Origin of the sequence: Prosthecobacter sp. (assembly GCF_014879935.1) — a bacterium.
In the GTDB taxonomy this organism is placed as follows: Bacteria; Verrucomicrobiota; Verrucomicrobiia; order Verrucomicrobiales; family Verrucomicrobiaceae; genus Prosthecobacter.
This window is the reverse complement of record NZ_JACSRD010000172.1, coordinates 18,508-39,665: the sequence shown is the minus strand read 5'-3', so window position 1 is coordinate 39,665 and position 21,158 is coordinate 18,508. Positions and strand designations below refer to the sequence as shown.

Below are 21,158 nucleotides of genomic sequence, written 5' to 3'. Positions count from 1 at the left end.
GCGAACTCAACCTCGCCCGCGTGAAGTGGCGCAAGGCGAATGGGTTGGTGAAGGGGTGAGGGATTTGCGAGCACGCGACTGGCAGCGACGGCACATTGACGGCATCCGTTTTGTTGGCAATTTGTCGGCATGATACGAACTCAGATCCAACTGCCAGATGAAGTCTTTGCCCGGGCCAAGAAGCTGTGCGATGCCCGGGAGATTTCCATGGCTGAGCTTGCCCGTCGTGGCATTGAATACATCCTCACGGTCTATTCCGTGCCTGCAAAAGGCCAAGCCGAGTGGCAGCCTCCCAAGCCCCGCAAACTTGGCTGGAACGGTCTCACGGATGAACAGCTCAAAGCGGAGGTGCAACTTAGCACGGCAGAGCTTGCGCTGCGGAAACGCTGACGGCCATGTTGTCCATCGACACCAACATTTTGTTTCATGCCTTCAATGCGGACTCTCCAAGTCACGCGGTCGCACTTGCATGGATCACCTCCATCCAAAACGTCGATGACGTGGCCATCTCCGAGTTCATTCTCGCCGAGTTGTATGGCCTGCTGAGAAATCCTGCCATCTTGAAACAGCCGCTGTCAGGCAAGGATGCCGTCGAAGTCATCCAGACCTATCGACAACATCCGCGCTGGCGGCTGATCGGCTATCCCACCGAAAGCCGGAGCCTGCACGATATGCTCTGGCAGCGCGCCGCCGACAAGACCTTCGCCTTCCGCCGCCTCTACGATGCCCGCAGCGCGATGAGCATGACGGCTCAAGGAGTCACCGACTTCGCCACTGCCAACGTGAAAGACTTTCAAGGGCTTGGCTTCCGCAAGGTCTGGAATCCGCTGAATCCATAGGCTTAGCCTTACTCGCTTTGCCTTTCCCTTCACAGAATACTGGGTCACCGACGGCTCCTGGTGCCCCAAAACCAACACCAGCGAACTCAACCTCGCCCGCGTGAAGTGGCGGAAGGCGAATGCGCTGGTGAAGGAGTGAGTAATGCGACGAAACATTCCATCGCCTCGTTTGCGGTGGTGCCACTCATTGCGCTGCACGCGCTTCATTCAGCATCTGCTCAAGGCCGCAGCGCCTGCACGGCCTCTGGCGCGGCGAGCATGCGACCGCCTTCGTGGGCGATGCCGGGTGTCTCGACTTTCCGCCACGCAAAGGGCCAGCCGCGCTCTTTGGCGAGCTTTTCAGATGCCTCGAAGCACGCCCGACCTCGCGCGAGCCGATGCGGACCTTGCAGCTTCGCCGCAGAAGAGTTGTCGAGGCTTTGATGCTTCGGATCGTTGTCCGCCGTGCCGAGGTAGATCGTCAACGGCGCGGCGAGATAGCGTTTCAATCCCTCATCACCGCCCAGACTGGCAGGCAGACCACCAAAGCCGTAGCCGCCGCTCATCTGCTCGTTCGGAAACAGATGCGTGCCCGGATTCGCCGCCACGATGCGCAGCGCCTCATTTGGCTGAAACGCCGCGAACCGCTCTGCAAACTGCCCGCCCGCCGAGTGCCCGATGCACAGGTAAGGCCACGCGGGCTTCTTCTCGGCCGCTCGCAGCATCTCGATCACCTTCAGCACCTTCGGAAAGGTCCACTCCGACTTGGGCTTCAGCGTGCCGTCCTTCGACACCACATTGCCGCGCAGATAGGCATCACCGGGAAAACGCTTCTCATCAAACAACGGCGCAGCCACCACATAGCCCTGCGCATCCGCCAGCGGCACCGCCCAGTCGCGGTAATCCTCCGCGTTGCGATTCTTCCCATGAAAAACCACCAGCAGCGGCCCATCGCGATACTTCGCCGGCTTGTAAGTGAAGACCTGGATGGCCACACCACCCGCCTCACACTCCACACGACTCTTTCCCACCGGCAAAGGCACCGCATCCGCCGCGCTCGCGACTTGGACGGCCAAAAGACCAAGCAGTAGGATCAAACGTTTCATGAGCGGAGGTTAGGCGGAAGCGTGGCTTTCTGACAAGGGCTGTATCACGAACTCGGAACGCTTAGCTACTCCTTCACTTGCCCCACAGCTTCGCGAACTTCTCGGTGACGTGGAAGTCGTCTTTGCCGGTGGGCGAGAAGGCGGTGCGCTCGGCTTTGCCACCGCGGAGGCGGGTGCGGCCGAGGTTGAAGTGCCAGGGGAAGAGGTCTTTCGGCTGTGCGCCGTCGATGCCTTTGGTGGGATCGAGGGTGAAGGCCTCCGCGCCGACGATGGGGAGGCGCATTTCGATGCTCCAGTGGTCAGTGCCGCGATGCACGGCGACTTGCGCCCCGCTGGTCCAGTTCACGCCTTTGCCGCCGGGAGCGCGGTCGAGGTCATAGACGGCCCCAGCGGGATTGATGGAGATCTCGTAGTAGCTGCGCGAGGTCGTCTCGATGAGCAGCGTGACGTGATCGCCTTCCAGCAGCTTGGGATCGTCGTTTTTCGTGGTGCTGCTTTGCAGGCCCTTCATGTCCGGCTCCTGACAAACGATGCCGATGTGCAAAGTGCTGCCATCGCGTTGAATCTGGAAGCTGCTACCCGCCTTCGGCTGCGGGTCCTGTGGACGTAGCTTGATGAGCGGCGCGATGCGCACGGTGCCCCAGTAGGCTTTGTCCACGTTGCCATCGAGCGGCTTGCTGCCGAGCGGTTTGGCGCCCGTGTTGACGGTTTCGAGCATGCGGTAGTCGAGATCGGTCTCGCGCTTGCGGCTGAGTTGCACACGCAGAGCCTCCAGCGGCTTCATGGTGTCGGCGATCTGCTGAATGCGACGACCAGGAAGGCTCGCGTGATCAGCGGCGGCCTTCGCTTTGGCCAGAAGATCGAACGACTCGCCGATTTTGACCGCGTCGGTGCTCATGTGCATCCAGTTGGCCTCCGCGTGGGAGATGAAAGCCTTCATCTCCTCGGCGGCGGGGCCGTAGTAGCTCGTGCAATAGTCCGCGAGCATCGCATTCACGTCCTGATTCGCATCCCAGTAGAGCCGCGCGGTGACGTAGAGATTGAAGTGCTCGATGGCGAGGTCGTGGTAGCCGAACGACTGCTCCTGGCCTGCGGGATGCGCGTAAATTTCGACCTGCTCGCCGAGGCTGACGCCTTTGAGCTCGCGCAGATCGCGGCTGATCTGCTTCGTGTAGTAAACCGGGCGTCCGGCCTGCTCCGGGCGTGCATTCGTGCTGAAGTCCCACGTGATGTAGTTGCCCGGTGACAGCTTTTTGAGCCAATCGGCCCGCCATTGCCTGCGCTCATTCCATTTGGCTTCATCCCAAAACTCCTGCCGATGATGCACGTCGATCAAAACCAGGTTGGGGCTCAGTTTCTCGATCTTCTCCGGAGCTTGCCTGTAGGAACTGTAGGCGAGGGCGCTCACGAGCCGGTCGGGATGGCTGCGATGCACTTCCTGCGCCACGCGGTTCAAGTAGCCGAACACATGATCCGACATCGTGCCGCTCCATCCGCGCTGCGGTGTGAGCTGTGCCTTCCACGCGGGATCATCGCCTTCGAGACCGCCGTAGCCATCCACGAGGTCGATGTTGTGCATCGGCTCGTGGAAGTGATCAAACATCGCGCGAACATGCTTCACCTGTTTCTCAAAGAGCATCGGCGAGAGCAGGTTCGGCACGCCATCGCCTTTGTGGGTGGTGTCACGCTTGCCGTCGATGCTCAGATACATCTCGGGATGCGCTTTCTTCATTTCCTCGCGCTTGATGACAAACTTCATCCCATGGCAAAGCTGCGGAAAGCCCGCGATCTCCGCGCCGAAGTTCACGCCGAGCCGCAGATTCCACAGCGCCCGGTCGCCGATGCCCGTGTGCTGCGTGTAGTAAACAAAGCGCCGCAGCCCGAAGTCCGGCGTCACCGTGCGCTCCACCTTCGGCAGCGCGATGGTCGACACCTTCGGCACCACCTCGCCGATCTCCCCCGGCGCGAACCACCGGCAACCAAGACCGCGCAGGAACTCGTTCACCGCATTGAAGGTGCCCGCGTCATCGGTCATCCACACATCGAGCTCCGGATGGTAGAGCTGATACAGCTCGCTCGCCGTGTTCCAAAACGTGTCGCCGGTGATTTTGTCCCATTCGGCATTCACGCGAGCCGCTTCGTTCTTGTCGCGCTTTCGTCCCCACGGTTCGATCGGCACAAAGTCCTTGTCCGCGCCCAGCAGCGCCAGCCAGTCCTTGCCCGATGCCATGCGAAACGCGCTGTGCTTGAGGCTTTGGGTGGAAAGGCCCAGTTCGTCGGTGAAACGGCTCATCCCAACAAAAATCGCCGTTTTGCCCGCCGTGCGCTCCGTGACGACTGGCAGCGTCGCGCCTGACATTTTCGCGACGGTGCTTTGCAGCTCCTTGGCGGCCAGTTTGGTCATCCGCGCCGGTTTTTCGGCGATGACGATCTCTGCCAGCGGTTGGCCGTTTTCGACGAGGAAGGTGTCAGCGGCGTGGAGAGGAGAAAGCAGGAATGCGAGCGCGAGGACGGAGAAAAAGGGCTTCGGCATGGTGGAAAGGAGTCGGGGGAATCTCAATACTTCCCAACTGAGGCATTATTGTCGGGATTGTGTAAATGGGAATGCAGGACAGGCTAACTGAACCACCTTGGGCTCCATGCGCCTCCTCATCATCGACGACGACACCGAGCTCTGCCAGCTCGTGGCCGATTACCTCAAGCCCATGGGCTTCGAGGTCGAAATGGAGCACGATGGCGAGCGCGGAGCTGATCGCGCCACCTCCGAGCCATGGGCCGCCATCATTCTCGATGTCATGATGCCCGGCTGCGATGGCTTTGAGGTCCTCCGCCGCATCCGCGCGAAGTCCAAAGTGCCCGTCATGATGCTCACAGGCCGCGGTGAGGAGGTGGACCGCATCGTCGGTCTCGAACTCGGTGCCGACGACTACCTGCCGAAGACTTTTTCCTCCCGCGAGCTCCTCGCCCGCCTCCGTGCGGTGTTGCGGCGCACCGGTTGGATCGCCGAAAGCTCCCCGCAGGCTCCCATCAAGGAACTCGTCATCGGCGAGCTGCGCATCAATCCCGAAACGCACGACGTTGTCCTCGGCGACCAGCCCGTGCAGCTCACGCCTGCCGAGTTCGGCCTGCTTTTGTCACTCGCGAAGGCCCACGGCCGCGTCAAAACCCGCGAGCAGCTCATTGAAGAAGTCGCCGACCGCGAATGGGACGTCTTCGACCGCGCCATCGACATGCACATCTCCACGCTGCGCAAAAAACTCGGCGATGACCCGAAAGATCCGCGCTTCATCAAAACCGTGCGTGGTTACGGCTACCAACTCGTGACTCCCAGTAACCGGGCCATTCCTGGCCCGGCTCAATGACGGGGCAGGAATGCCCCGAATACTTTATGAGCCGCCTCAAACTCCCGCTCTACGGCAAGATCCTCTCGTGGTTCGCCCTGAACCTCGCCGTGCTGGCGCTGCTCTTCTTTTTCTTCCTCAAAGCACAGTTCCGCCTCGGTCTCGATTGGATGCTCTCCGGCGAGCCCGGCGACCGCATCGCCGCCATCGGCGACACCGTCAGCGAGGAGTTCTCGCGTGTGCCGGAGTCCGAGTGGCCCGCCCGATTGACCGACTACGATCAAAAACACGGCGTCACCTTCGGCCTCTTCAACAGCCGCGGAGAGCAGGTCTTTGGCCAAAGCATCACGCCTCCGCCCGAGGTCATGCCGCGCCTCATCGACCGCCGTCCGCCGGGCGAGCAACAGCCACGCCGCCCTCAGCGACCTGTTTCCAAACGTCCCGCCGATGCACCGCCAAAGCCGCGCTTCATGATGCGTGCAGGCGATCCCGCACGTTACTGGGCCGGCGTTCATCTCGATCTGGTCACGCAGGATGGCAGCTCGCTCTCGCTCGTCATGGTTTCCGACACCATCAGCGGCGGCGGCCTCTTTTTCGACCTCTGGCCCTGGCTCGGACTCGCCGGAGCCGCGCTCGTCGTTTCCGCGTTGCTCTGGATGCCCTTCGTTCGCGGCATCACCGGCTTTATCGGCACGCTCAACACTGCTGCTGGCCGCATCGCGCATGGCAAATTCAACGAACGCATCGAAAAAGGACGCAGCGACGAACTCGGCGAACTCTCCACCTCCGTGAACGCCATGGCCGCGCAGCTCGGCGACTACATGCGCGAGCAAAAACGCATCACTGCCGATGTCGCGCACGAGCTGTGCAGCCCCATCGCGAGAATGCAGATGGCCCTCGGCGTCGTCGAGCAGCGAGGCACCCCCGAGCAGGCCAATTACCTGCAAAAACTCGACCGCGAGCTCCAGCACATGGCCAAGCTCGTCGAAGAGGTCCTCGCCTTCTCCAAAGCCGAAACCATCCCCGACCGCGAAAGGCCTGAGGCCATCGATTTGCGCGAATTACTCCAAAACATCCTTGCCCGCGAAGCCCCCGAAAACGGCCTCAAACTCGAAATCGGCGACATCCAGCTCCACAGCCTCCGAAACGCCCTCGACCGCGGTATTGGCAACATCGTCCGCAACGCCATCCGCTACGCCAAAGACATCGAAATCACCGGCAAAGCCGAAAACCGCCGCGTCCTCATCCAAATCGCCGACCGCGGCCCCGGTGTGCCTGAAGAAACACTAACACGCCTCTTCGAACCCTTCTACCGCCCCGAAGCCGCCCGCGGCCGCACCACCGGCGGCAGCGGCCTCGGCCTCGCCATCACCAAATGCTGCATCGAAGCCTGTGGCGGCACGGTGACCGCACGAAATCGCGAAAGCGGCGGGCTTGTGGTGACGGTGGATTTTCCGACTGACTGCCGGTGATGGGAGTTCGTCACTTGGCGTCTTTCAACTTGGCCAGCATCTGCAGCAATTGTTCTGTCAGAATCACACTGGCATCCTCCTGCACGACGTTCGTGCCGATCCAAGTCTCGTACCCACCGAGCTTGTGATGCTCGGGCGTGGGCAGGTAACCGTGGCGTCCGTTGGCGAGGCCGATGACCATCGTCTGCGGAAACGGGCTGCGCTTCTTCAGATCGAGCCCGATTTCGACGAAGGTCTCGAACGGAATGGCGCAGACAGCGAGATCGCCGATGCGGATGGCCTGGATCTTCACGGTGATGGTTTCTTCAGGCCTCTGGGCGGCACTGACCACGCTGCCGGCGTAGTTTTGCGCGAGACGCGGCAGTTTTTCGATCTCTGCCTTGTCTTTGATGGCCAGCACAGCCCAGGCTTCCTTCACGTCGTTCTCGGCGGGCCGTCGATACTTCAAGGTCACCTCGCGTTGCAGCATTCCCAGCGGCACGTCATTGCGGTGCTTGTCGATCTTTCTCATGGCGAACCACGTAGTGTCGGCGGCCTTCTGCGCCACGATGCGGATCTGCTCAAAGGGCTCACGCGGCGGTCGCGTGACGGTGAAGGGGACGTTGTTGATGTCGCCCGAGGTGCCGTTCGACATCATGGCGACCAACTTGCCATTCCCACGCACGCGTGAGGGCATGAGGCGGGCGAACTCGCCGTAGTAGTCCGCGGAGACCTCGCCCGACGGGGCACCCCCGACGTAGTGGAGGGAGTAGTTCGCAAACACGGCCATTTGCATGCGCTTCGCGTCCTGCACGGAGATCACGGTGATGTCAGGGTCGGTCGGGCCGGCGGGATGGTCGAGCACGTCCGGGTTCGTGCCGGGATTCATTTTCACCTGGTCCATTTTGCCGAAGGGATTCAGCGGCATCTTGCCCGGTTTCAGAAACCAGCGGCGGTTGAAGACCTCATCCGGCAGTGGATGAGCCGCAGCACCGACACTGGCAGGTTTCAGCTCCGCATGGGCCTGGATGATGGATTGTGCCACGCCTTCGACAAAACGCTGTCGATAGGCCGCCGCGGCAGGGGTGCGTGTGTTCAGCGAGGAGCCGCTGTGCGTGTGGGTGGAACTGATGAGCATCTTCTCCGTGGGAATGCCGGTTTGGGCGGAGGCGATGCTCTTCGCCTCATCCAGCACGTCCGGTCCTGCGCCGAGATTATCGACGACGACCATGGCGAGCGTAGTCCTGCCGTCCGCGAGCACCAGGGCGCGCGCATGCAGCGGATCGTGCGCCTTTTCGGCCATGTTCGCGCTGAAGCCGCCGGGCATGTTCAGCGGGAACTGCTGCGGTGTGATGTCCACTGCTGAGGCGCCAGCCCGCAACGGGGCCGTTTGTGCGGGAAGAGAGGCGGTCGGGAGGGAAAAAACGGCAGCAAGGGCGGGCAGGAGAAATCTCATGTCTCTCAAACGGAAGCACATGCCCCGTTTTCAATCGCATCCGGGGCAAAGTTCCCGGGAGTGTGCCTGGTCAGCTCACCACGTGGGCTTTTGCCGAGATCTGGTCGGCCAGTGTGACGAGCTGCTGCTTCAGTGTGGTGACTTTCTCACGCTGGCTGCGTTCCTCCAGCTCTCCGCGCTTCAAGCGTGCTTCGAGGAGCTCCAGGCGGGCTTCGTTCTGGCGGATCTTGTCTTCGAGAGCCTTGTCCTGTTCTTTGAGCGCGGCATTGGCCGGCGAGACACCGCGTGAACGGAGTGTCGTGAGACCGGGGCGTGCATGAAGCGATTCCGCCTGGGCTGCCGCGAGCGGCGCTGGGAGATCGTCCGCGTGGTCCGCCGTCCCTGCTGCACGGTGCGAAAGGGGCGGCGGCATCACGGCACGCGCTCGTGGTGAGAGCAGGTGGCGAAGCCCCGCCATCGAGACCTGGATGTCATTGCGGATGTTCCGTGCTTCCAGCGAATCCTCCGGAAGACCGGCCAGACGCGACTGGCACTCGCTCATGCGTTCATTCCAGGCGAGGAGCGCCGCGAGACGGCTCTCCGTGCCGACGAGCTCCTGGAGGACGCTGGCGAGGCGCTCCTCGTGCACCTGCCGTTGCGAGGCGTGGTCCTTTTCCACCGCATCCACCAGCGAATGCAGTTCGTCGTAGCGGTCGCGGCGGTTTTTCTCCGCCGCCACGAGCACCTCGATGCGTGCTTTCGTGTCACGTTCCTGCTGATGCAGGGCGACGAGCAGGCTCTCCAGCTCCTGTTTTTCCTGCAAGGCCGCATCCCGGGTGCGCTGCTGGACTTCCAGCGTCTCACGACTGGCGATGACCTCCTGGGCCAGTTTTGCGTGCTGTTCACGCGTTGTGGCCAGTTGGGCCGAGGTCTCGGTCAGTTGCTCGCGGGTGAGATCGAGTCTGGGTGACAGGTCTGCAAAGCTGCCTTCCACAGCGGCCAGCTTTTCCTGGGTTTCCGCCAGAATGCTTGCGGCCAGTGCCTCCTCACCCAGGGTCGTTTCGAGGCGGGTGGAGACCACAGCGGCGCGGTAAATGGTGGCCTGCAGCTTGTGCTCGAGATCGGCCAGTTCAGCCTGTGCGGCGGTGGCGTTTTCGGTGAGTGTCGCGATTTGCCGCGCGAGGGCACTCCGCTTCGATTCTTCGAGGCCGAGTTGTTCCTGACAGCGCTGGATCTGCCCGTTCAAGGCGGCGATGCGTGCGTCAGCCTCCCGTTCCACCGCAAGCTGACTGGCAATCACTTCCGCAAGACGGGTGAGTTCCTGCTCGCGGTCGGTGATTTCATGGCAGCGGCCATCGAGCTCTTCCTGCCGCGCACGAAGGAGCCCCTCATGCTCCCTGAGTGCCAGACGCACGTCATCCAATGAGGTGCGTGTCCCGGCCAGTTCACGGGCCGCCTGTGCCAGCGCAGCCTCCGTGGTGTGCAGGGCCGCCTGGCGGCTGCCAAACAGATCCTCCAGGCAGCGGATGGTGGTCTGCAACTGCGACTGCTTTTCCTGCTGAGCTGCCACGACGGGCGCGAGACTGCGCTGGAAGGCTTCCAGCTCGTCCAGCGATCGCCGGGCGGTGACGATTCGTTCATCCAAGCTTTGAGATTCGTCCCGGGAAAGGACCAAGCGCGACTCGGTCTCGCCCAACAGGCGGGCGGCCTCACCCTGGGCTTGGCATGCCTCGGCGGTGGCCTGGCGGGCCGTCTGCTCCTCACGTTTGAGCCGGGTGATCTCTGTTTCGAGCGCGGACTGGGTTTGTTCCAGGCCATCACGGCTCAAAGCGAGGTCTTCGCAGGCGGTGACGAGCGCCGCATGCTGGTCGGACACGCGCACATGCCGCTCGCAGGCCTGGGTGAGGCGGGCTTCTGAAAGCAGGAGTTCCTGGGTGCGGGCGGCCAGCTCCGTTTGGATCTGCGCCCGCTGCTGTTGCGCCTCCGCCAGCATTTCTCCCGCGGCATCGAGTTCTGCGAGCGCGACGTTCGCTGAATCCGATGTCCGGCTCAAAAGCTCCCGCGCAGCCGTCGTCTTCTCGCCCAGCGTCTGGAGGTGCGCCTCCTCGACAGCCCGGCGTCCGCTGAGGTCCTGCAGGGCGTTCAGCGCCTGCTCCTTCCGGATGGCCAGCGCATGCAGTTCCTGGCGCAGCGCCGATTCCATGGTCTGGAGGCGGTGCACCTCGGAGGCCATCTGCTGATGATGACTGGTGACACGTTGCAGTTCGGTGGAAACCCGGTCGTGATGCGCGGAAATGAGCCCCAGGCTCTGCAGGCGCTCCTCGTGCTGAAGTTCGGCGTCACGCACTGCGGCTGTGACCTCCGCGAGGCGCCCCAGGGGAAGTTCGGAGGCCAGTGGAACCTGCAATTCACGACCATTGTCGAGGACGAAGGCAAGCTTGGTCATAAGGCGCGGCGTTGGGTTTAAAAAATTTAACCTGATTAACTATAAAGCAGATCATTTATTTTGTAAATTTTAAATATTTTCCTGTCGGAATGAGGGTCTCTTTAGAATTTTCGGCCCCAGAACAGCCCTCTGAGCCCGCCGACAGTTATTCCTGCGGACCTTTGCCCGTGATTGATTCCACCTGAACGCCCACAGCGGAGTCATGCGCGGCCAGGGCTGCCCGCAGTCTGGCGGGATCATGGCCCAGCCGGCCCACCAGTGCCTGAGCGATGGCGAACGCAGAGTCAAAGCGGCCATTGTCATCCGCATCGACCCAGATCGGGTTCGTGGCACCGATGACGCGAGGCGTGAAGAGCTTGCTGCTGGGCTGATACGGCCGTGGGATCTCCCAAAACGCCTCTGTCACTCCGGGGCCGGTAGCGATGGCCACCAAATGAATGTCATGCGCCGGTTTGGGCACCTTCCACATGACCCTGGCCTTTTCTCCAGCGCGGCCGGGGTCTGCGAGAGCCTGTTCCCGGATCAGGATGCCATTTGCGAACAGCTCCAGCCGGTCTGTCTTGACCCAGGAAGGCCCGCTGACCGTGATTTCGACCTCCATTCCATTCCCCAGGCCGTAGGCTGTGTCGCCGACGCCTGACCGCCCATTCACCTTCATCGTCGTCAGGAGGCCAAGGCTCACCAGAAGGCGGCCCTCGTGGTAACTGCGCCACACTTCGTCGAGATCGAGCTGCGCGGGATTCTGGTCCTTCGCCGCCACATAGGTCCGTCCCTGGCCAAGGATGAAGCGATTCACATCGTGCGAGTCGCTGGAAGCCACCGCCGTGATGCGGTGGCCACGGTTCAGCAGCGCGAACCAGTCCCGGAACAGCAGATGAATGTCCGACTGCATCGCCGCCGAGGTCACCACCTCCATGGCGTCGATCTTCAAGGCGTCTGCCTGCCGGTGTTTGCCAGTCGCGGGATTGAATTGAACCCCGCCGAGCGGAACGAAGCCACTGTGCAGGTCACGCGGATGATTCAGCGTGATCACCTGCACGCCGGGCGTCGCACGGATGGCTGGAATGAGCTTCGCCCAGTCCTGTTCGTTGAAATCGACCACCTTTGCTCCGGCACCGACCGGGAAGGCGTTGAAATGCCCATGCTTCGTGGTCACCTCGTTTCCAATGACCGGCGTGAAGCGCTCCGCCACCCCCATGCTGGCCGCCACTGGCGCGTAATCGGTGTGGTGATTGTGATCCGTCGAGATGGCGAGTTCGATGCCCTCACCCGCGATCGTCAGCATGCGTTCCTCGATCTTCGCATCGCCATGACCGCTGTGCGTCAGCGTGTGGATGTGGCTGTCCGCGGCGATCCATCCACGTGTGTCCACTTCGCGGGTGAGTTTCAAACGCGTCTCTTTGACATCGCCGGACCGCAGGGAGAGCTCGGTTCTTGTCACGCCCCACTCAAATCCACGTCCTGCATGCAGAACATAGTCTCCAGGGGGCACATGGATTGAGGCGCGGCCGTCTCGTGTGTAAACCACCCCCGTTCTGGCCACGACCTCCCCCGCAGGCTCCGCACGCAGCGGCTGCAAGGTGCCATCCTTCCGCGTCAGGGTGATCCGGCAGGGCAGCGCCCCGTCTCCATCCGCGTCCGTCACGGTTACCTGCAAGAGTGCGCCACCGACGACCTCGCCGGGCGGTCTCGAATCAAGAATGACCGGGCCGGCCTCGATGTCATCCAGTCCCGATGGTGCCTGGATCGTCAGCACATTCTCGCCGGCCTTCAAAGCAGCGGGAGGAACTGTGAACACGGCTTCCTGCGGCGTCTCCGCCGTGGTCAGTGTTCCGAGCCTGCGGCCATTCAGCAGCACGGGCCAGGCGAGCTTCACATCCCGCTGCCAGATGCGCAGCGTCTGCTCGGTGGCGCTCGTTTTGGCCTCAAAACGCAGTTCCAGCCGCTCCGCGTCCACTTTGCGATCTTTGAAGGCCTCCCATTCGAACTGTCCCGGCCGTCCCAGGTGGAGCGTGCGTGGCTCAATCACGATCTCATCGGCCGAAACGATGCCCAAAGCCATCAGCACAACGATCGCGGCCACGCGGCCCTGGCTCATGCCAGGATCTCCTTCACCACCTTGCCGCCTTGCAGACCGGTGAGACGGATGCGGCGACCGCCGCTGACGACGGCGAGATTTTCATGATCGAGGCCGAGCAGGTGAAGGATCGTGGCATGCAGATCGCGGAAATGCACCGCGCCATCGACGACGGTGCTGCCATCGTGACTCGTCTCGCCATGCGCATGGCCGGCCTTCACACCACCACCGGCCATCCAGAACGTGAATGCGCGATGCTGGTGCCCGGTTTGATCCTTGTCCGCGCCCGGCGTGAGGCCCGGACGGCCAAACTCACCACCCCACACGACCAGCGTGTCTTCCAGAAGCCCACGCTCGTCCAAATCATCGAGCAACGCGGCGATCGGCGCGTCGGTCGTGGCACAATTCGCGGTCAGATCACGACGATGATCCGTGTGCTGGTCCCAACTGCCATGCGTGATCTCGATGAAGCGCACACCCGCTTCGCAAAACCGCCGCGCCAGCAGGCACTGGCGGCCGAAGTCGCTGCCTTTGCAGGTGCCTACGTGGTAGTTTTTGCCGACGGCGTAGCGTTCGAGCGTCGCTTTGGACTCCTGGCTGATGTCGAGCAGCTCCGGCGCCTGCGCCTGCATGCGGAAGCCGAGCTCCATCGTCTGAATGACCCCTTCGAGCTGCGAATCATCGCCACGCAGACCGGCATGGTCACGGTTCATCGCCTGGATGAGATCGAGCTGCCGGCGCTTCAAACTCAGCGGCAGATGCGTGCTCGAAATGTCATTGATGGTCGCCTGCGACATGTCCTCGCCATTCACGCCGATGGGCGTGCCGCCAAACACGGACGGGAGCTGCATGGCCGCGTATTGCGACGGCTTGGAGGTGTTGAAGCTGATGAAGCCCGGCAGGTTTTGATTGTCCGTGCCCAGACCATACGCCACCCACGCACCCATGCTCGGACATGGGCGCAGACGATCACCTGTGTGGAGCTGCAGCGCGGACTGCGCATGGATGCTGGTGTCCGCCGTCATCGATTTGATCACGCAAAGCCTGTCCGCATGCCGCGCGAGGTTTGGGAGCAAATCCGACACCCACAGCCCGCTGCTGCCGCGTTGTTTGAAGTTCGCGATGGATCCCGCGTGCGGCTTCTGACCGGCCTGCGGCTTGTAATCAAACGTGTCGAGCTGCGCCGGGCCGCCTGCCATGTTCAGGAAGATCACGCGTTGCGCCCTTGCACGCAGCCGAGGCGGCCGGGCATCCAAACCCGTCGTGGCAGCCGCCTGGAGGCCGGACAATGCCAGATAACCAAAACCGCACGAGGCGGTATTGAGCATTTGGCGGCGGGAAAGAGCGGTCACGGCCTGCAAACTACGCTGGCAGGCTTCGTCACCTTTCGTCTGCTCATTCCAGCAGACGCCGCATCGCGTCCATGAGCACCTTTTCGACCTGCGGCGCGGTGTTGGAACTGCTGGTTTGCACTTCGTAGCCGCCCTGCGTGTAGGCGATCTCGGTGCCGATGTAGCCGGTCGCGTAGTCGCCATACGCGGCCATGCAGACGGTGGCGTCCGGCTTCATCTGCTGCGCAGCGAGTTGATACTCGACGAAGAGCTCGCCAGGCATGTGCAGCACGTTCACGCTGCCAAGACGCAGTCGAGTGAGCTCAAACTCATGCCCTGCTTCCGTGCGATAAAGCAGCGCGAGCTTCGTGGACGCATTCAGGCGATCTCGCGCATCGGCTTTGTCATCCGCGAGCGTCTTTTCGAGTGTTTCTCGATTCAAACTGGCCGCGAGAGGCAGTCTCACACGCTCGATTCGCCAGTCGAGATCGCGGGCGGTGATCGGAGACTTTTTCGTGGCCTCCCAGGCGTGTTTCATGCCGTCGGCCATTCGTTGCGTGAGCTGCACGCGGGCTTCGGGAGTGCCGTCGTTGTATTTGCCGGCGGCCACGTTGCCGCTCGCGCCGTTGAAATGGATGTGAGGGATGTTGAGCGCCGTTTCACGCTGCGTACGTGCGAGTCCGACGAACTCGGCGGTGACATCGCCCTTGCCGTAGAAGCTCTGCGGATGCGTGGCGTAGTAGGTGAGGCAGACGAGCGGCGTTTCGCCGTCCCAGAAGCTCACGAGCTTCAACATCGGGTCGATGGTGCCTTCGTCGGCCTCCTTGGCCTTTGGATCGCGCGAGGCGCTCATGCGTCCGAGGATCACGCGGCCATTCGGACCGAGGATGCGTCGGTTCGAGGCCACTTTCTCGACTATCGCCTCGCCGATGCCGAGCTGCGTCACAGGCTTCGCAGTCTTTATCGCCACCCGAACCGCCGTCGCCGTGCTGGCGATCACGCGTCGGCAAAACGCCGCATCCATGCGTGTGCCGCCGAGTCCGTGCTTTGCGAGAAGCTCCTCCGCCGTGAGATCGCAGCGCACGCCATCGTGCTGATGCAGCGTGTGCACCGTCACGCGGTCCATCGTGGTCCCCGCCGCCTCCGCCAGCCCCCGCCGCCACTCATCATGCCCGCCATTGCCGATGCCGATCCAGTCCACCGCACAAAGCACCACCGGCTTGCCTTCCCCCATCAACACCACCCCCCGCGCACTCAACGGGTCCGTGATCGACCGCGCCGTCACATACGCCACCGGCATCCCGATCTCCGGCGTGGCATCTGCTGTGAAGACGGCGAGGCGAAGTGGAGGCAGGTGAAGGCGAAGAGGAGTGCAAGACAAAGAATGCGCATGTGGGACAAACGGGCTCCTCACGATCACTCGTGCAGGGCGCGTGGATTTCACTGCTTTGGCGGTTTTCAACATGCGTTGAAAACGGTCAAAACAGTGAAAGTGACGTTATCGCCTACAAACCTCGCAATTCTTCCAAGCCATGGAGGATTTACGAGGTTCGAGCCAGTAGCATCAAACTCTATCCTTCAATAGGCGTCTAATGTGCCTAGCTTGTGCGCTAGCGAACGGTGGTGGAAACGCCTCGCCGATGAGCGACGCAGTCTTTTCGATTCCTCGATCTGTGGGAAGAATGTAATCGGGAGGAAAGCCCTGCAGCAGCATCGCTTCATGGAGCGTTAGGGCTCGGTTCTCCTCGGGGTGCAGGTAGCGGCCCTTGGAGGGGTTGTGGCACGAGCGAGTGATGGTAACGGACACTTTGTCCCAACTCAAACGTCCGTAAACGTCGTTGAATCCCTGCTGCCGTTTGTGGCAATCGAGTTGGGCTTCGGTTCCAAGATGTCGCCTGCTACCACCATTTTTAGGAATGCAGTTTATCCTATTTTGAACCTCCGGTGAGAATCGCTGACGCATCCGGTGCAATACAGGCGCGTCGTTCGCATCCCAGCTCGGCAGGTGCTGCAATACGTCCCGGACCGTAACGGGCACAGCATGAGTGGCCTCAGGAATTGATGGTTCCACTTCACCCAACAGTCCGATGAAGATCATCCTTTTTCTCCTTTGGGGAACGCCAAAGTCTGCCGCATCTAGAACTCCCTGATTGGTTTTGTAGCCAAACTTTTTGAGAGCACGGCGAAAGTCATCAATGCGCCAATTCGTGAGCAGCCCTGGCACGTTTTCTATCAGGATCGCTTTGGGTAGTAGTTCCCCAACGATACGGAGGACTTCAAAGATCAAATTGTTGCGCTGATCACGCACTGGGTTTGTGTGGTTTTTTGTGCGCAGTGATGAAAAGCCCTGACAGGGTGGGCAGGCGGCAAGCAAGTCAAGTTGCCCTCGTTCAATCTTATGACGTGCCTGGATGCTACACAAACTCACTACCCTCACATCGTCAAAAAGCCTGACTCTAGGGTGATTGGCTTGGTAGGCAGAACGGGCCTCAGGGCGTATCTCCGCACCAGCGATGACTCGAAAACCCGCTTGAACGAGTCCTTCGGTAAGGCCGCCACAGCCGCTAAATAAATCGATGGCAATAGGTTTCTTCATGTCCGGTTTCGCATGATTCGAAGGTATTCGGAGGAGTTCACCCCTGCGCGTGATTGCCAGCCGAAGACTTTCTGGGTCAACAGTCGGACGAAATCATCACGCAACCGAGTGTGGAAGGTGTAGCCCTCCACCGCCGACGGCGTGGCCGACTTGGTGGTGAACCACTTGCTGGACCATTTCACATGGCAGTAGGTATCCTCTGTGGCGATGCAGGTCTGCAAGGCACTGTCTGAATCTTGTTCCACGTCTGTAATCGTCTGCCCGTGAACGAAGAGATATTCCCGCTCGTGGCCTCCGCGGGCGCAATCACAAGCAGGACTCAGGCAGAGCAGCCAGTCCCGCTTGTTGGCCGAGGGTTGATTTGCACGCAGGACAACGCCCGGATATAGCCTTTTAACGGATGACTGCGTTTGGAAGTGTTCCCTTAGCGATGCATAACCGCCATGTGAGGTCATCACATGCGCTTCGGTCGTTGGGCCATTCAGAGATCTAGCAGCGAACTCGCATACGAGGCGCTGAGCAGCGCGCTTCTCGCTTTCACCGCTTGCAGGGACCAACGGGCCAAATCGCTCAATAAATGCAGTCTTGCCCTTGGATGCATGCAGGAAATCAGCAGTGATTGACTTGAGTTTGTCGTGGGTTGCTCCGCTTATCCCTACCATAATCCGATCAATCAGGGTTTCGTCCTTGGCCGCCAGTAGCGGGGCCGCTCGAAGCATTTCGACAATCTCCTCAGCCAGTGCTTCTACGAGCGAATCGCCCAGTTCTCCATCACCCTGAAGTAGCGCTTGGAAAACCAGTGCAACGTCGGTGCCCTTGGGGAGAGATTCGAGGAGCTGTGGCAACAATTCCCGAACTCGAGAGGCGAAGTCAAAACCCACCCAATGGAGATGATCAGGATAAGCTGCTTTGAGTCCGCTAAGAAAGAACAACGGAATGTCAACAAAGGACGACCGATCACGCTCCTTGCTGACAACGCTCACATACAAAGCTGGTGCCAAACGATAAGTCGTTGGACTTGCAGATGGAGTCGCTTGTGGCTCCTCCATGGCCTCGTCTTCGCTAATGATTTCAGGCCTATCAGGGTCAGCGACTTGTTGCGTGAAATTCGGCGTGACGACAGCAAATTGCGACTCAAACTTCGTCTTGAGCCTGTCAACAATCGTCTGGTCCTTCTCTTTGGACTGAATCACCGCGAATCGGAATCCACCGAGGCTCGACATTTGTTCCAAAATTCGCAGCGCGTTGCTTGGATCCTTTGTCGTGTCTTTACCCGCACCAAGATACCAGTCTAGCACAACGGTGTCACAGCGGCTGAGTTGCCGTTCAATTGCCGCGACCTTCTTTACATCGTCAAAGTCATCGTTCACTTGGCGCAAGTCGCAGAGCATGCCTTGGGCCTCAAATGCAGTTTTGGCGTTGAGAAAGAGCGGGTCGAGAATGACCTCTCCTCGCTCAGATATACGGCAGATCTCGTCGTCCAGTACAAGCACTGTGCCGCAATAGCGTTGTGCGATGTTGTCTTGCAGTTCAGTCCAGGTCATGATCGGTGGATTGAGGACGCGAAACGAGGAAGTTTGCACCAGGCAAAGCGCCAGAGGCTGGTGCTGGGAGCAGTTCCAACTGATACCCGAAGGTTTGAAAACAGGAACGTGCAATATACAGGCCGAGACCGCGTCCAGCAGGCCGGCGAGAGAAACCAGGCTCAAAAAGGCGATCTCTGTCTCGTTCATGCACGCCATTGCCCGAGTCAGAGATCACGAAGCCGTTAGCAGTCATTGAAAACCGCACGCGGCCTTTGGGTTTTGATTTGGTCGCCCAATACCCAGCATTCATTACCAAATTGTGGACAGCACCCAGAAACACTGGGCGTTTCACTTCCGCGAACACCGACTTCAAGAAGTTAGGGGTGTATTCGAAAGCGACTGTTGGCCGTCGCACCTTATCAAAAGCAGTCTGGATGAATTGGCGAATATCTTCGCCACTCACTTCGGACACGCGACCACGCACCCTGCGCACCAGTGGGTCAAAGGCTTGCAGTTGGATGTCGATGTGCTGCAAGGCATCCCGCAGGTTTTGGAGGGTTTGCTTGGAGGATTCGGGTATCGCCCGCGCCAGTTCATCCATAGCCTTGTCGGCATCTGTCAGCATTGAGCGATAGTCGTGGTCGGCGGACTCCATGACCAATCCAAGTTGAGCAAGCTCAAGAAAATTACGCTCTCGGTCGCGCATCACACGCAGCTCTTCACGCAAGTCTGCGGCTTCGATCATCCCGCCATCACCCACCACAAGTTGGACGAGCTGTTTCTTCACCGCCTCGTAGTAAGGCAATCGCTCCTCTTGCACGAACCTTGTCTGCTGAGCGATCACTTCTTCCACCACATCACCTTCCGGCAGTTGAGCTTCCGATTGGTGAATGACCTCGGCGAGTTGATCTACGCGGGCCATATCCTCTTTGATGCTGTCTCTGATGGATGAGCGAACGCCATCTCCTGCCTCGAGCACTTCCTTCTCTTTGCTGCGCAGCGTGACCTCCAACCGTTGACGATTCTGCGCTATCTCAGATCGCACGCGGGAACTTCTCGCTGAATTATCTTCTGTCTGGGCCGAAAGACGATCGAGGCGGGAGGCAAGCTGCTTCAATCGCTGCTGCGCTGTTTGATCGATTTCCACGCGGCGATGCAGATAACGATCAATCGCTTCCGCATCCTCCACCGACAACGAGAAGCCCGTGGGAAACTGGGTGACCATCGTATCCCAAAGACGCTGATAGGACAGTCGAAGCTGCCCCAGACCCTCCTTGCAGCCATCCACGAGCATCCCCGCCAAGCCTGATTCAGCTTTCGCGATGGATTGTTCAACCTCGGCACAAGCCTTCTCGAAATCAGTCGCTACCGACTCGATGTGCCGCTTGCTCACAGCAAACCTCTCCAAGAACTCTGTGCGCTCCCTTTCCTGCCGAGTTTCACGCTCGATACGGGCCTTTTCCTCGCGCTTCGCCTCTTTGTCCGGGCGCTTGGCTTTCGAACCAAAATACGAATCTGCGAGTTCGATGAAGAGAGCTTGGAGGTAATGAACGAGACCTCGATAAGCCCCATTCTGCTGAAAACCCTCTCGCCCTGCCTTCTCGGTCAGATCAGGGTTGCCGTCGCTACGCAAGAAGACTCCACCGAACATACGCCGATGTGACCAGAAGTGGCGCCCAGCGCTGAGGGTGCGTCGCTTTTCGAAACCCAAGAAATCGGCATCATCCCGACCATATGGACAAACGCGAACGTCATCTACATAAACGTAAAATCCGCCATATCGCTCCGCCCTTTTATAGTATCGGGACCAAGCTTCGGCAGGCATGAATGTCGTCTTTGGATCGCCTTCTACCTCGCCTACCTCAACCTCCAAAGTGCCGGGACTAGATGCTCTGGGCGGCAGTCGCTTCAGTTGCTGTTCAAAAGCTATTTCTTCACTGAACCGACGAACGATCCCACGGGCAAAACCTGATTCGTCTATCGTCACTCGCACATAGTGATCCACAACAGTGAAATCATCCCTTTGCCAGAAGTCCCTTGAATTGCCTTTGGACAGCCTGCCATCGCACCAAAGCTCGATATTCAGACGAGGGCCGCTCGCGGCGAAGGGATTATTGAAGGCAAGGTAGGCTTTCGGGCCTTCGGCGCTGAACGAATCATCCTCGCCAAACAAGTCATCCTTGCCGAGCCATCCCTCGAAGTGATTGGCAACCACGTCATCCGTGTTCAACACAAAAAAAGTGGTGCCTGGGGAGTCATCAAACACCAGTGGTGCAGCCAATGATCGGAGAAACTCAGCTTCCAAATCTCTCGTGAGCAAAGGCAACTGAGTGAACGAATTCGACTGGACCAAATCAGAAGCCATCACCCAGTCCTGACACTGTTTCACAAGTGAAATGGCATCCTCTTTAGTCGCCGCCCGATCAAGGTGCAGTATAGGGAGTTCGATTTGATCCAACGTCAGCTTTGGATGCCTGAATACGCTCCAAGGCACGAGCAGCAGTGTGCGCTGAGCCTCCGCACCGACGCCCCAACGAGTCCAAACCAGGGTGCCCGTGCCCAGCAGTGCCATCGCCAAGCGGCCAATTCCTTTTTGCCCGAAGGTCTTGCCTTCGCGCTTCTTCCGGCGTTGCTCCTCCGAAGCGAACTTCATCCAGTCTTCCGACTGGGCAGCGCCAGGTTGCTTCGAATCCGTGGCCAGAACAAGCCACTTTGCCAACAAATCCTCGTCTGGGCGCATCCCCAGACCGTCGTCTGCCACTACCAAGCACTTCTCCTTTTGCCAGTATTCAACCCGCACTTTCGACGCCAAGGCATCAACGGCGTTCTTGAACAACTCGCCCATCGCCGTCGGAGCGTCTGCGATTTGCTCGCGACCAAGCAAATCCACAACACGGGCTCGGGTAGTGAACTTGGCGGTGGGTGGGGGCATTTGTTTTAGTCTAGCAAATTTAACAGTTATGCCAGCACAGAATGAGAGGCAAGCTTCGTCAATTCATCGCCCAGGTTTTGATCGGATGCCCACACCATC

14 protein-coding genes are annotated in these 21,158 nt (G+C 60.1%); 4 read left to right on the top strand and 10 right to left on the bottom strand.

Features of this window, described 5'->3' with window-relative positions:
• Positions 1-129 precede the first annotated feature (129 nt).
• Positions 130-390 (top strand): hypothetical protein, encoded by a 261-nt coding sequence (locus IAE77_RS18320; protein ID WP_294229579.1) that lies wholly within the window; start codon positions 130-132, stop codon positions 388-390.
• Positions 391-395: 5 nt separating this feature from the next.
• Positions 396-839, top strand: coding sequence for a TA system VapC family ribonuclease toxin (locus IAE77_RS18315; protein ID WP_294229577.1), 444 nt, complete (start codon positions 396-398; stop codon positions 837-839).
• 218 nt (positions 840-1,057) lie between these two features.
• Here the strand turns inward: IAE77_RS18315 and IAE77_RS18310 are convergent, their stop codons facing one another.
• Complete coding sequence (locus IAE77_RS18310) at positions 1,058-1,924, bottom strand: hypothetical protein (RefSeq protein ID WP_294229574.1); 867 nt, start codon at positions 1,922-1,924, stop codon at positions 1,058-1,060.
• A 73-nt stretch (positions 1,925-1,997) separates the two neighbouring features.
• The gene (locus IAE77_RS18305; RefSeq protein WP_294229571.1) at positions 1,998-4,457 is read right to left on the bottom strand and encodes a DUF4838 domain-containing protein; all 2,460 of its coding nucleotides are present in this window, start codon (positions 4,455-4,457) and stop codon (positions 1,998-2,000) included.
• Positions 4,458-4,563: 106 nt separating this feature from the next.
• Here IAE77_RS18305 and IAE77_RS18300 point away from each other — a divergent pair, with 106 nt between their 5' ends.
• Together IAE77_RS18300 and IAE77_RS18295 are read left to right on the top strand one after the other, a co-directional pair.
• The gene (locus IAE77_RS18300; protein WP_294229566.1) at positions 4,564-5,286 is read left to right on the top strand and encodes a response regulator transcription factor; all 723 of its coding nucleotides are present in this window, start codon (positions 4,564-4,566) and stop codon (positions 5,284-5,286) included.
• 26 nt (positions 5,287-5,312) lie between these two features.
• Positions 5,313-6,737, top strand: a complete 1,425-nt coding sequence (locus IAE77_RS18295; RefSeq protein WP_294229564.1) for a HAMP domain-containing sensor histidine kinase — start codon at positions 5,313-5,315, stop codon at positions 6,735-6,737.
• A 10-nt stretch (positions 6,738-6,747) separates the two neighbouring features.
• On the opposite strand, the gene IAE77_RS18290 is transcribed toward IAE77_RS18295, so the two are convergent.
• The 8 genes from IAE77_RS18290 to IAE77_RS18255 form a co-directional block, all read right to left on the bottom strand.
• Entirely contained in the window at positions 6,748-8,172 is a 1,425-nt protein-coding gene (locus tag IAE77_RS18290) for a neutral/alkaline non-lysosomal ceramidase N-terminal domain-containing protein (protein ID WP_294229561.1), read from the bottom strand.
• A 70-nt stretch (positions 8,173-8,242) separates the two neighbouring features.
• Positions 8,243-10,597, bottom strand: a complete 2,355-nt coding sequence (locus IAE77_RS18285; RefSeq protein WP_294229556.1) for a hypothetical protein — start codon at positions 10,595-10,597, stop codon at positions 8,243-8,245.
• A 145-nt stretch (positions 10,598-10,742) separates the two neighbouring features.
• Complete coding sequence (locus IAE77_RS18280; RefSeq protein WP_294229552.1) at positions 10,743-12,695, bottom strand: CehA/McbA family metallohydrolase; 1,953 nt, start codon at positions 12,693-12,695, stop codon at positions 10,743-10,745.
• The gene (locus IAE77_RS18275; RefSeq protein ID WP_294229549.1) at positions 12,692-14,026 is read right to left on the bottom strand and encodes a DUF1501 domain-containing protein; all 1,335 of its coding nucleotides are present in this window, start codon (positions 14,024-14,026) and stop codon (positions 12,692-12,694) included. Before IAE77_RS18275 ends, IAE77_RS18280 begins: the two co-directional genes overlap by 4 nt.
• A gap of 43 nt (positions 14,027-14,069) precedes the next feature.
• Positions 14,070-15,470 carry a hypothetical protein gene (locus IAE77_RS18270; protein WP_294229547.1) on the bottom strand — a complete coding sequence of 467 codons (1,401 nt, stop codon included), beginning with the start codon at positions 15,468-15,470 and terminating at the stop codon, positions 14,070-14,072.
• A 99-nt stretch (positions 15,471-15,569) separates the two neighbouring features.
• Positions 15,570-16,601 (bottom strand): DNA cytosine methyltransferase, encoded by a 1,032-nt coding sequence (locus IAE77_RS18265; protein WP_294229544.1) that lies wholly within the window; start codon positions 16,599-16,601, stop codon positions 15,570-15,572.
• Complete coding sequence (locus tag IAE77_RS18260; RefSeq protein WP_294229541.1) at positions 16,598-18,145, bottom strand: response regulator receiver domain; 1,548 nt, start codon at positions 18,143-18,145, stop codon at positions 16,598-16,600. Before IAE77_RS18260 ends, IAE77_RS18265 begins: the two co-directional genes overlap by 4 nt.
• Positions 18,132-21,059, bottom strand: coding sequence for an ATP-binding protein (locus IAE77_RS18255; RefSeq protein WP_294229539.1), 2,928 nt, complete (start codon positions 21,057-21,059; stop codon positions 18,132-18,134). Before IAE77_RS18255 ends, IAE77_RS18260 begins: the two co-directional genes overlap by 14 nt.
• Positions 21,060-21,158: the final 99 nt, after the last annotated feature.